The organism is Massilia sp. UMI-21 (assembly GCA_015277795.1).
Taxonomy (GTDB): domain Bacteria; phylum Pseudomonadota; class Gammaproteobacteria; order Burkholderiales; family Burkholderiaceae_D; genus Telluria.
In genome coordinates this window covers 4,918,442-4,930,158 of record CP063848.1, presented here as the reverse complement: position 1 = coordinate 4,930,158, position 11,717 = coordinate 4,918,442, and the positions used below count along the sequence as shown (strand labels likewise).

Genomic DNA, 11,717 nt, shown 5'->3' with positions numbered 1-11,717 from the left:
TGATCCGCGTTTGACACGGTAATGTGTCGCACTTGCGCCACCCCGGGCGGCGTGCGTCATTACATGCGTTGCCGAAAAAAACTTGGTAGTGCTAACCTGCATTCATCAACACGCACACACCCATTCGGCCCGATAGAAATGTTGTTAAAAAAGTATCTTGCGATGGCACTCGGTGTGCTCAGTGCTGCGGCCCATGCCGCCGTGGACGCGGTGCCCGCAGTCCGGCCGCGCTTGTATCTCACCACCGAAACCTCGGCACCGTCGAGCATGCTGGATGGGGCGCGCGTGATCGGCATCGCCACCGACAAGGTGCGTGAGGCAATGCAGCGTGCCGGAGTCGACTACCGCATCGAATTGCTGCCGTGGAAGCGCGCCTACCTGGCGGCGCAACAGCGGCCGGATGCCTGTGTCTATTCGACCTCGCGCACGCCCGAGCGGGAAGGGCTGTTCAAGTGGGTTGGGCCGACCGACGTCGGCGAGTGGGTCATGATGGGGCGCGCCGACAGCAGGCTGAAGTTGCGCAGCCTCGACGATGCCCGCGGCCTGCGCATCGGCACCTACAACGGCGACGCCCGCGACGCCTACCTGCGGGGGCGCGGATTCCGGGTCGACGCCGCCAACGAAGACCTGGCCAATGCCGGCAAGCTGCTGCTCGACCGTATCGACCTTTGGGCGGCCAGCCTGCGCAGCGGCAGCACCATCCTGTCCCGCTACGGCTACGACAAGAAGATCGTGCCCCTGCTGGTATTCAAGCGCATCGAACTGTACCTGGCCTGTAACCCGGGCGTTCCGGATGCGGTGGTCACCCGCCTGAATGCCGCCTTCGACACCATCGCACGCGACGGCACTGGACGCCGTATCGAACGCGGCTACGAGGACTGGGGGCAGCCGATCCGGCTGCCTTGAGGAGGCATACTGGCGATCGCGGTATGGCCGGGCTCGGCAAAAAGAGCCACGTCGGCGCCGACCGATGGCTGCACGATGCCGGCTCCGCAAACAAAAAATGCCGCTCAGTCTGCACTGAACGGCATTCTCCATCGCGGCTTTTGCGCTGCGGCCTCGCCCACGCTATCTGCGTGGTGCGCGCCGCAGATCAGGTACGCCGATTAGATGGCGCAGATGTTTCCGGCTTTTTCGCCCTTGGGTCCGGTCGAGCGAACGAAGGAAACGCGCTGGTTTTCCGCCAGGCTTTTAAAACCTTGCGATTGAATATCCTGGAAATGGGCGAACAAGTCGCCGCCGCCTGCATCAGGCGTGATAAAGCCGAAGCCTTTCGCATCGTTGAACCATTTTACGGTGCCAGTTTGAGTAGTCATGTGAATTCCTTTTGTTTGCATAGGCAAAATTGCCCGAGGCGCACAATCGACCAAGAGAAGGAGTAACGGGAGGAAATCAAACGGGACTGCCGAAAGGCAAGACGGGAAAGAAAGACCAACAATAACAACGACTTGATGTAGTGCCAGGTAGAAGATACAGGTCTTTCGCCCATTGTCCTAATCATTTCGGATTTAATTTTACGCGCGTGCATTCCGGGCGCCGCTGCCGTAAATGGAGGGAAAGATTATTGGAATATGGAAACCCACTCAAGCGAGTCTCGCGGAATGAAAGTCATACAGGCAACCAAGACAAAACAGCGGATGGACGTCTTCGTTCGCGCCACGCTGGCCCCCATACCTGCCCGCCATTCCGTTCTGAACCCGTTTGCATCGTCTTGCAACAGTCTCTGTCGCAGTCGCGTGTTCCCCATGGAGACCGTATGCGGTTCGGATGTAAGGAAAATCGACAAGAAAAGCCTTGGTCGCGACCGGACCAAGCGAGATGAAGCGAAGGGGAGATAGCAAAAAACCCGCTCTCTGTAGCAGATAGGCGGGTTTCGAGCCAGGACAACAGTGTGATTCAGCTAAGTGGTTCGGTAATCCCTCCATTTTTAGAGCACGCCAAAAGTAGAGGTTAAGCGGCAAGGGCAAGTTTCTGTTTTGGTGTGATGCCACCTATTGCCATGTTGGGCCGGTCGTGATTGTAGGTCCACAGCCAGCGAGTGGCAAATTCCTGGATTTCGTCGAGCGTTCAAAGAGGTGATGCGCCAGCCAATCGTAGCGCACGGTCGTGTTGTAACGCTCGACGTAGGCATTTTGCTGAGGCTGGCCTGGCTGGATGAAATCGATGCGGATGCCGCGTCTGGCGGCCCAGGCCAAGGTCACGGCGCTGATGTACTCGGGGCCGTTGTCGCAGCGAATCGCATTCGGTTTGCCGCGCCATTCGATAATACGGTCCAGTGATCTGATGACGCGCTCGGATGGCAGCGAGAAATCGACCTCGATTCCCAGGCCTTCCCGATTGAAATCATCGATGACATTGAACAGGCGGATGCTGCGCCCGTCGGCAAGCTGGTCATGCATGAAGCCCATCGACCAGCTTTGGTTGATCGCAGTCGGCACGGCCAACGGCAACGGCTTCTCGCGTACCAGACGATGGCGCGGCTTGATTCGCAGATTCAGCTCGAGCTCACGGTAAATCCGGTAACCCCTTTTGTGGTTCCATTTGAAGTCTTTGACGTTGCGCAGGTACAGGAAGCACAGCCCAAAGCCCCAGTTGCGCTGGTTGTTCGTCAGCCGTACCAGCCAATCAGCGATGACGCTATTTTCCGCGTCCAGATTGGCCTTGTACCGGTAGGAGGTATGGCTGATGCCAAACGCCCGGCACGCCAGGTTAATCGTGGCTGACCGCTGTGCCACGGCCCACTGCGCCATCTCTCGCCGCTGAGATGGCGCTACCATTTTTTTGTTAGCGCCTCCCCGACAATTTCGGCCTTCAGACGCTCCTCGGCATACATCTTCTTCAGGCGCCGGTTCTCATCCTCGAGTTCCTTCATGCGAGCCATGAGCGACGCGTCCATCCCGCCATACTTGGCGCGCCACTTGTAGAACGTGGCGTTGCTGATGCCGTGCTCGCGGCACAGCTCCGGGACAGGGCTGCCGGCTTCGGCTTGCTTCAGAATGGCGATGATCTGGCTGTCGGTAAAGCGGGACGTCTTCATGTAGAGCTTTCTGTATCTTAAGTAGAAAATTCTACTTCTGAACGCGCTCTTTTTGTGTGGGGATTACCGTCCAAGCTGGCCAGCCGCGGGCGCAACCTGTTCGGCGTGAAGGCTGATCGCGCCTGGAAGGGCGAGACGCTCGACATGCTGACGACCGAAGTCGTGCGCGGCAAGTCCATTAAGGTGGTCGCCAAGTGGCGCGTGTACCCGACCTGGGACGCGTGCATCCTCGACCGAGCCAAGTTTTTCCGCGACAACCCGCGCTACAGCAAGTGCTGGGCCGAGAAGACCGGCGCCGGCTGGGCTCGCGCGGTGCACGCCGCTGGCTATGCTACCGATCCGGCGTACAGCGACAAGCTGATCGCCACCATGAACGCCCGCAACCTGACCCGTTTCGACACCCTGGAGGCCGCATAAAAAGCTGATCGCACTCGCCCTACTGGCTGCTCTCGCCGGCTGCTCCGGCTTGACCGTCAAGGCCTCATACCAGTACCCGGCTCCGGGCGCGGCGGTGAAATGAAGGCGCCGGCCCGGTTTCACACGCAGCTGTCGGTCGAGCAGATCGATGACGAGCACTGGCAGCTCACCGCGCTGCTGGCCTTCTACTCGGCGAAGTTCGACCGGATGATCCTGGTGCCCAACGGGTTCATCACCGACTTTGCCAGCGTGCCGCGCTGGCCGCTCGCCTACTGGCTGTTCGCCGGTGTGGGCCAGGCTGCGGCAGTGGTGCACGACTTCCTGTACAGCGGCGGCGCGGTGCCGCGCGAGGTGGCGGACGCGATCCTCCTTGAGGCCATGGAAGTGTGCGGGGTCTCAGCCTGGCGACGCTGGCCTATGTTTTGGGCGGTGCGGGTGCGCGGCGGAAGCCGCTACCGCACCGTGCCGCTCGCCAGGCCTGAGCAGCACCTGGTGGGCAAGCTCGATCGGAGCCCGAGCTGGAATAGTTCGCCGGTGCCGGCCGCAACGCCAGGCGATCCGGCCAGACTGATGGCCAGGTCGACGTGTAACGCGGTCATGCGGTCGGATCGGGTATGCATTGGGGAATGGTAGCTAGCACGGCGACTACTGCGCTTGCGCCAGGTCAAAGTGCACGCCGATCCGGCGATTACAACCTATAACTTGCGGCGACGAGCAAAACCTAGGCCTGCCATTGCAAAACCAATCAGCGCGATTGAGCTTGGTTCAGGAATACTCGCTTCCTTCGACCATCTTGCGAATGTGACGTTGTCAAGCTTGGTACGGGTACCAAAATCCATTAGTTCGATCCTGTCAGGCATGTTGACAGCGTTATGAAATCCTGCAGCATAGACTTTGTCGCCTGAAAGCAAATATGGGGTAGCGAACCAGCAGTCGCCTCCGAATTCGCATCCCGGAATCACCGGATTAAATTCCGAGCCGGCAAAAACTTGGGTTGCGAGAGCGCTTGCAGCCTTCAACGCTGATTGCTCGTCTTTAAAGGAAAATCCCACGTTGTCACAACGTAGCGCAAAGCTACAGGGGCCTGACAGAAAGTCGACATTAAAGCTTTTATTGTCGATAACAATAGCTGTAGCTCCGGTCAGGACTCCACCTTCGTAGATTAGGATGGGCGCAGCGCTGGCACTTGCTGCAATTAATGCGGTCGAAAACGTAAGTGCTTTCAAAAACATACGGTACTTACTGGCGTTTTTCATTGTGGATCCAATAGTGTTGGTCCAGCAAACTTAGCAACTTGTGTGCCAAGGGGAATAGTAGTTTATTTTCAACGGCTTGCATAATGGGGAGTTTCTTAATGTAAACTTTTCCGACAGTAAGCGGCAACTAAGCGGTCTTCACATGCAAAGTTTTCGCCTTAACGGCTTTCATCGTCGCCTCGATCGCAGCGTACTCGATTCGATCGATCTCGACTGCCGCCCGCAATAGCGCGCTTCACCGCATCGAAAAGCTCCTGATACTTCTCGTCAACCACGATCCGGTCCGCAAAGTCCGGATGCCGAGTATGCTCGATCGTGTAGTCAACAATCTTGCTAGTGGTGACTCAACCATGAACACGCGCTTAGCTGTCGAGTCCCGTTTGATCATAAACGCGTTTAACGAATAACTCCGGCCGCTTTTGTTGCCATTCCTTGAGAGCGAGGATGGGGGTTTTACTGCCGATGGCGCGTTGTGGAATGTGGTGGTTGTACAGCTTCAGATAGTTCAGCAAAGTGGCCTGCAGATCGGCCCGGCTATCGAAACGGGTCTGCTGCAGCAATTCGTTGATGCGCCCGTTGAAGCGCTCGACCATGCCATTGGTTTGCGGATGGCGTGGCGGCGCCAGGCGATGTTCTGCAGGCAGGGCTGCGCAGGCGACGTCGAATGCGTGTTTGCCGCTGGGCTTCTTGTCCTTGGTGGTGAAACGGTCGGTGAATTGCGAGCCGTTGTCGGTCAGGATTTTGCTGATCTTGATCGGCGAAGCCAACTTCAAACGGCGCAGAAAATCGACGCTACTTTTCTCCGTCATGTCGCTGTAGATGTGCATGAAGACCCAGCGCGTGGCGCGATCGATAGCGACGAACAGATAGCGGCGTGAGGTCTCGTCCGGCATCTGCGGCAGGTACTTGATATCGATGTGGATGAAGCCGGGTTCGTAGTCCTTGAAGGTCTTCTTCGGCGTGATCTTCTCTCCCTCTGCCGTCGCAATCAAGTCCGTCAGGCGCGACATGCCTTCACGCTTTAGCAGGCGCGCAATGCCCGCGCGCGAGACGGCCGGATTGATGTACTGCTTGGTAATGAACAGAAGATCGTCGAGCGGCAGGTAGAGTGACTGGCGCAGAGACAGAACAATGGCTTCCTGGGCCTGGCTCAAGGTTGTATGCAGTGTGTGAGCGCGGTGCGAGCGATCGTGTACGTCATCGCGTCCAAGCCACTTCTGTGCAGTGGCTCGCGTGATGTTGAAAACCTTGGCAGCTTCTCTGGAAGACAGGCCCGAATCCTTGATCTCCTGGCGGATCTTCGGTGTGGTACGGGCCTGTGGATGAATGCGTGAACTCATGCTGCCAACTGCTCCTGGTGCGATTGAATGCCGGGACTGCTGAACCCAGCAATCAAGTCGCCCAGCATAGCTTTTGCACGAAACAAAGGCCAGCTACGGCGAGGAATATGATCGCACGATACTGAACACTTAGCCTCATGGCCGGCACCTTCGATCAGCAGCGGCAGCATCGACTTGAACGGGTCGCACCGGTCGCTAAAGTAGTGTACCAAGCCACGTTCGGCCTGGCCGACGGCCGGGTCAAATTCGATGGTGGGATGCTGTTGTATCTCGATGAACGTGCTTGTACTGCTCCACAAACGGATTTTGATCCGCACGGATACTACCGTTTGCGAAGGCAAGAGCTAGGATTTTGTGGAGCAGAGAAGGCGCAGTAGCGCGCATGGTTGAGCGGTTTTCGCTACGGCTTCCCAAGCTTAAGATATATCTGCTCCTAGGCGCATAGGATCAAAACGGTAATATCTCGATCGCGCGCTTCGCCCCCTCAACCGCGTCCGGGAGCTTTGTTCCAACGTTGATTGCTCCGCTAGCGCAACTCCCAATCGCATCTACAAATCCTTTCAATCGCGATCTCTGAGGGGCCACTTTTGTAAGTTCAGCTTCAGCCTCTTGAACTAAAAAGATCGGCGCGCCCTCAACATCAGCTGCATGAAGTTCGGCCTTTAGCGCGGCCACCGCGGCTGCGACATCAGAGTGCTGGCTTGAAACTGAGACGTTTGTCAGGGTCGCGGAGGAATGATTCCCTGTTTGAAGGTCGGCCACGCTTGAGCCAGGAATATTGATGACGTGAGGAGGTTGGTACTGAGCAGGTTGCGGTGCCCTTGAAAGTACTGCGCAAAATAATTCGATCTCAGCCTCAAGCGTTGCAACAGCACGGACGCGTGCAGCCTCGGAGTCTCTTGCCTGAACACCGATACGGCTTTCTCTGGCAGCACGTTCAGTAAGCCCTCCAGCCGTGCCCCTGAGGTATGGAGTACTGAAGAGCTTCAACTTTTCAGCCAAGTCTGGAGAATAATCCACTCTTCCTGTCGTAACGCAGCGATGCAGAATTTCCCAGATACCCGCTCCCCCGGCGTGTGATTAGCTGTGCGCAAACGGCGTCGAGGGTAAGAATGTAGCGGCTAGAGTGAATAAAGCCAACCTCGTTCGCAGAACGTCGTACCTGTGCAAACTCATTTGGAAGCTCGTCATTCATCTGGACGTCAATGAAGATATCGATTTGGCGACGTGCAATCGCAAGAAGGTCTTCCATATTCGGCGTAGCTTTCAGCGTTGGTTAGGTGAGGGAGCTCTGCCTCCTATAGGGAAGATACCAATGCATCATTGGCGTGATCATCTGTAGGAGTTCTCGTCCCTCATACGATCTCGGTATTCTGTCAGTGTCTCGATCAGGATATCCAGTTGCGACTTGCGAGTAGCGAGCGGGTACTCTGCCGGCGTCGACCTCAAGATGTCATGGTGATCAATCCAAAACAGGCCATCGCCCTTAACAAACTGTCTAAACTCATCGTCTGACATATTTGCCATAGTGGGTATGTCAACTGCCTCGATGTCGATTTTTCCTTTGAAGGTGGTCATAGCTGTCCTATGTAGGGGGGCACCTTAGTCTAGCCGGGTAGCAATCTCTTCGGCAGTCTCATTGTAATACGCTTGCAACTGCTTCAGGTCACGGTGCCCGACCATGCGTGCTAGGTCGAGGACATGCAGTTTCTTTGCCAGCGTGGTGATGGCCAAGTGGCGTGAGTCGTGAAACGTAGCGTCCTCGATTCCGGCCCGCGTCTTGGCCTTGCGGAATAACGTATCGAGCGATTTGGTTGAGAGAGCAAATATGCTGGCACCATCCTGCGCTGATGGCAGTAGCTCGAGCAGCTCCATCGCGCGCTTGGTCAGCGGGACTTTCCGCCTGGTGCCATTCTTGGCCTCAGTCAGCGTGGCCACGCGGCCAGCCACGTCGCGTGGGAGAAGTCCGCAGATCTCGCCAGCGCGCATCGCTGTCTCGATTGCGAACAGAAACGCCACGGCAACCCGTTGGCTGACTGTCTCGGCCAGCATCTCGTCTCCTAAGTCGAAACCTAAAGCAAAGCAGATGCGCTCGATTTCGTCGTCGGTGTACAGCCGGTCGCGCGGTTCAGATTCCTTTGGTCGGCGGACATTCGTCGTCGGGCTGGCAGCGATCCACTTCCATTCCTTTGCCGCGACTGTAAAAACGTTCGACAACAAATTGAGTTCGCGGTTGACGGTTGAGCCGCTGATGGCCTTGCCGGAGCGGATATCTCCCTCGCGTGCAGTGGCCCATGCAACTGCTTCAGCCTTCGTGGAAAATATTCTTGATTCGCGGACACCCTAGATTGCAATCTGGACGCGCCAGCCAGTTGTCCTCTTTGCATATGAAGCCACGCTCTAAACTCCTGCTGAGTAGTTTCGTGCGTAATTATTGCGTAAAACGTGCGTGATGAGTGGGAGATAAAGCGGGAAAGTGTCGGGAGCCTTCTAGCACGCCGCGCTCCCTAAGTCGTTGAATTCACTTAGGAAGCGGGTAAAAGCGGTGTGCTGCGTTGGGTGTAGTTGGTGCCTCCGGCCGGAATCGAACCGGCACGCCTTTCGGCGCTTGATTTTGAGTCAAGTGCGTCTACCAATTCCGCCACAGAGGCCCAATAGCAGGCGCGCATCTTAGCACATGGATTGCGGAGCTGACCAGTATCACGACAAAAGACGCGGAAACGGCCCGACCTGCGCAGCTCGCAAGGCCCCACCGGAACCGTCCGGCGCGACGGGCAAGCACCGCCTGGATCAGCAGGAAATACGTTGTTGCAGCAGGCGCAGGCTGCCGACCGGGCCGACGACCTGCAGCGTGTGCGGATGCACCGCCACTTCGATGGCACCCTCGCGGCCGCGCAGCCAGGGCTGTGGACGGAAATAGCTGATGCGGTCGGGGTCGGATGCCATGCGACGGTAGCCGAGCGAGACCAGGGCTTCGTCGAGGGTGCCGATCATGTAGTGCGAATCGAAGCGGGTGCGCATCTCGAAGCGTCCCGGCCCCACCATGGCGACCGGCAGTAGCCCGCCGGCCAGGGCCGGCAGCACGATGTAGGGCAGCGGGGTGCCCGGGTCGATGGCATGCAGCGCCAACATCAGCAGCGGCAGGCCGACCGCCACCGTGAGGACCCAGGGAAACAGCTGGCGCCAGGTGGCGGGACGGCGTAGAAAATACGGCCGTTCGCGAATCCGTACGATTTCCGAAAAGGTAACGCTTTTCATGGTATCTCCTCCAGCGCTGCTTGATCGGTCGAGCCTGTGTGCCAACAAAAAACGACCTGTTTTATTGTGACGACCGGCCCCACGGCTCAGTTGACTCCCATCAAACGCACCGCCTTGCAGTCATAGATTCTCATATTCGCGCTGGTGTGCCGCGCACTGGTGAAAAACATGCAGGAATCATGCCAGGAAAAACAAAAGCCGCCGGTGGCGGCCGGCGGCTTGTTGGTGGGGAGGGGTGTCAGCGCGGGCGCCGGAACAGGCGGAAGCGTTCGTCGCGGTCGGAGGCGCGCCGGCCTTCCCACAGCACTTCGGCGCCGCGCAGCCCGTAGCGGCGCGCCAGCGCGCTGTCGTCGCGGCTGCGGATGCTGTCGCGCAGCAGGACGTACTGGCAGCGCCCGCCGGCCAGGCTGACGAAGGGCAGGCGGCCGAAATAGGCGATCGAGGCGCGCTGGGCCGGGCCCAGGTTGGTCTCGATGCAGTCGGCGTCGGCCGGCAGGCGCGCCGCGATCTGCTGGGCTACGGTGGCGTAGCTCTTGCTGTAGTTCAGGTCCGGCAGGAACAGGGTCATCAAGAGCACCCACACCAGGATCAGCCCGCTAGAGGACAGCACCACCGCGCGCCACAGCACCGAGGGCTGGCGCGACAGGCGCCAGTGGACCAGCATGATCCAGCCGATGCTGGCGGCGGCCGCCACCAGGAAGGCGACGATGCCGACTTCCGGCTTGAAGCCCGGCACCAGCTTGAGTGCGTTCTTGGCCAGCTGGGCCGGCCAGCCGGTGAGCTTGGCGATCCAGAACAGCCAGATGAGCGCGCCCAGGATGGTCAGCACCATCACCGAGAACCAGTCGATCGCATTGATCGCGCCGCGCTTCATGGTGGGCAGGCCGAAGGCGGCCATCAGCGCCAGCGGCGCCAGCATCTTGAGGAAGTCGCCGTTCTCGAGCGCGGGGTCGCACAGCAGCAGCAGCGTCAGGGCGACGAAGAACATGACCGGCATCACGATGTGCAGCAGGTGCTGCTGGCGGCGCCAGGCCCAGATCGCCCACAGGGCGAAGGGCCAGGCCGGCCAGAAGAACCAGACGCCGATGCGGAGGAAGTCCTTCAGCGATGCCAGGGTCGGCAGGCCGACCTGGCCGGCGTTCCAGTCCAGCCATTCGCCGACCGGCGACAGGCCGTAGGGGCGCAGCAGGGCGGCCGGCACGATCCAGACCAGGGTGATAAGAAATCCGACACCGGCCGCGATCGCCAGGTGGCGCAAGGTGTCGCGGGTGGCCAGCTTCAGGTAGCGGGTGCAGGCATACAGCGCCAGCACCAGCGCCGCCGGCGCCAGGATGCCGCGCGTGAGCGAAAGCAGCCCCAGCGACAGCCCGACCAGCACCGCGTTGCGGGTCGAGGAGGTTTCGACGTAGCGCACCGCGCGGTACAGGAAATAGGCGAGCAGGGCGCCCTGCAGGGTGGCGGCCAGGGTCAGGTGGCTCTGTACCAGCAGGCCGAGGCAGCCCAGGTAAATCAGGACCGCGGTATCGCCCAGCGTACGGCCGTAGTCGTCGGGTTCGGGCTGGCCGCCGAAGGCCAGGCGCAGCGGCTGCGCTTCGGCGCGCCGGCCCAGGTGGAAGGCGGTGTACCAGAGCGACATCGCGCCGGTAACAAAAATGCCGATGGTCGAGACGCGCGCGGCCAGCACGTCGCCCAGGATCCAGCCGAACAGCTTGATGCAGATGGCGCCGAGCCAGAAGGCCAGCGGCCCTTCCTCGGCGGCGGCCAGGCCGGCGATGTTCGGGTACAGCCAGTCGTCCAGGCCGCCATGCGCCATGGTCCACATGATGCCGAAGGGGCCGGCGTCTTCCTTCCACGGGTGACGGCCGATCAGGCCCGGCAAAATGTACAGCATGCCCAGCGCGAGCAGGGCCCAGCGGGGCAGTGCCAGGGTGGCGGCAGCGGGAAGGCGGACGGGTTTCATCGTTCAGTGAAGCGGGAAAGAATAGTCGCGTAGTATAGCCGCGAAAAAAAAAGAAGCCGGAGAACCGGCTTCTTTTCTGGCAACTCCGGGCCTTGTCGCCCGGGAGCTTGCGTGGTGCCTGGGCGAATTAGCCGTTGGCGACCGAGGTCTTCGAACCGACCGAACCGAACTTCTGGCGGAACTTCTCGACGCGGCCAGCGGTGTCGACGATCTTGTGCTTGCCGGTGTAGAACGGGTGCGATTCAGCCGAGACTTCGATCTTCACCAGCGGGTATTCCTTACCTTCGTAGGTAGCGGTTTCGCGGGTGTTGATGGTCGAACGGGTGATGAACTTGAAGTCGCAGGACACGTCGTGGAACAGGACTTCGCGGTAATCCGGATGGGTATCGGTCTTCATGATTGTGCTTTCGATATAGTTGGTAGCCAAACGGCACTTCGTCGGTCGACTT

The 11,717-nt window shown here is 59.2% G+C and carries 12 protein-coding genes, 1 tRNA gene and 2 pseudogenes; 3 read left to right on the top strand and 12 right to left on the bottom strand.

What is annotated here, in order from left to right:
* Positions 1-138: 138 nt before the first annotated feature.
* The gene (locus tag IM543_21720) at positions 139-906 is read left to right on the top strand and encodes a transporter substrate-binding domain-containing protein (GenBank protein ID QOY94085.1); all 768 of its coding nucleotides are present in this window, start codon (positions 139-141) and stop codon (positions 904-906) included.
* 200 nt (positions 907-1,106) lie between these two features.
* Here IM543_21720 and IM543_21715 read toward each other — a convergent pair whose 3' ends face one another.
* Complete coding sequence (locus tag IM543_21715) at positions 1,107-1,316, bottom strand: cold-shock protein (protein ID QOY94084.1); 210 nt, start codon at positions 1,314-1,316, stop codon at positions 1,107-1,109.
* A 634-nt stretch (positions 1,317-1,950) separates the two neighbouring features.
* A pseudogene (locus IM543_21710) lies at positions 1,951-3,037 on the bottom strand (IS3 family transposase).
* A gap of 54 nt (positions 3,038-3,091) precedes the next feature.
* On the opposite strand from IM543_21710, the gene IM543_21705 reads away from it, so the two are divergent.
* Together IM543_21705 and IM543_21700 are read left to right on the top strand one after the other, a co-directional pair.
* Positions 3,092-3,454, top strand: a complete 363-nt coding sequence (locus tag IM543_21705) for a glucosaminidase domain-containing protein (GenBank protein QOY94083.1) — start codon at positions 3,092-3,094, stop codon at positions 3,452-3,454.
* Positions 3,455-3,553: 99 nt separating this feature from the next.
* Positions 3,554-4,087 (top strand): DUF1353 domain-containing protein, encoded by a 534-nt coding sequence (locus IM543_21700; GenBank protein QOY94082.1) that lies wholly within the window; start codon positions 3,554-3,556, stop codon positions 4,085-4,087.
* A gap of 62 nt (positions 4,088-4,149) precedes the next feature.
* On the opposite strand, the gene IM543_21695 is transcribed toward IM543_21700, so the two are convergent.
* From IM543_21695 to IM543_21650, 10 genes and pseudogenes are all read right to left on the bottom strand, one after another.
* Complete coding sequence (locus tag IM543_21695; protein QOY94081.1) at positions 4,150-4,710, bottom strand: PEP-CTERM sorting domain-containing protein; 561 nt, start codon at positions 4,708-4,710, stop codon at positions 4,150-4,152.
* 362 nt (positions 4,711-5,072) lie between these two features.
* Positions 5,073-6,050: an IS481 family transposase gene (locus IM543_21690; GenBank protein QOY94080.1), complete on the bottom strand. Its 978-nt coding sequence runs from the start codon at positions 6,048-6,050 to the stop codon at positions 5,073-5,075.
* Positions 6,047-6,367 carry a hypothetical protein gene (locus IM543_21685; GenBank protein ID QOY94079.1) on the bottom strand — a complete coding sequence of 107 codons (321 nt, stop codon included), beginning with the start codon at positions 6,365-6,367 and terminating at the stop codon, positions 6,047-6,049. The genes IM543_21690 and IM543_21685 overlap by 4 nt, the downstream gene beginning before the upstream one ends.
* A gap of 130 nt (positions 6,368-6,497) precedes the next feature.
* The gene (locus tag IM543_21680; GenBank protein QOY94078.1) at positions 6,498-7,070 is read right to left on the bottom strand and encodes a hypothetical protein; all 573 of its coding nucleotides are present in this window, start codon (positions 7,068-7,070) and stop codon (positions 6,498-6,500) included.
* A gap of 312 nt (positions 7,071-7,382) precedes the next feature.
* Positions 7,383-7,628 (bottom strand): hypothetical protein, encoded by a 246-nt coding sequence (locus IM543_21675; protein QOY94077.1) that lies wholly within the window; start codon positions 7,626-7,628, stop codon positions 7,383-7,385.
* Between the two features lie 24 nt (positions 7,629-7,652).
* Positions 7,653-8,447, bottom strand: a pseudogene (locus IM543_21670) (site-specific integrase).
* Between the two features lie 169 nt (positions 8,448-8,616).
* A tRNA-Leu gene (locus IM543_21665) sits at positions 8,617-8,701 on the bottom strand.
* Positions 8,702-8,840: 139 nt separating this feature from the next.
* Positions 8,841-9,308, bottom strand: a complete 468-nt coding sequence (locus IM543_21660) for a hypothetical protein (GenBank protein ID QOY94076.1) — start codon at positions 9,306-9,308, stop codon at positions 8,841-8,843.
* 238 nt (positions 9,309-9,546) lie between these two features.
* Positions 9,547-11,268 carry a glycosyltransferase gene (locus IM543_21655; protein ID QOY94075.1) on the bottom strand — a complete coding sequence of 574 codons (1,722 nt, stop codon included), beginning with the start codon at positions 11,266-11,268 and terminating at the stop codon, positions 9,547-9,549.
* Between the two features lie 127 nt (positions 11,269-11,395).
* Complete coding sequence (locus IM543_21650; GenBank protein QOY94074.1) at positions 11,396-11,665, bottom strand: type B 50S ribosomal protein L31; 270 nt, start codon at positions 11,663-11,665, stop codon at positions 11,396-11,398.
* Between the last annotated feature and the right edge of the window lie 52 nt (positions 11,666-11,717).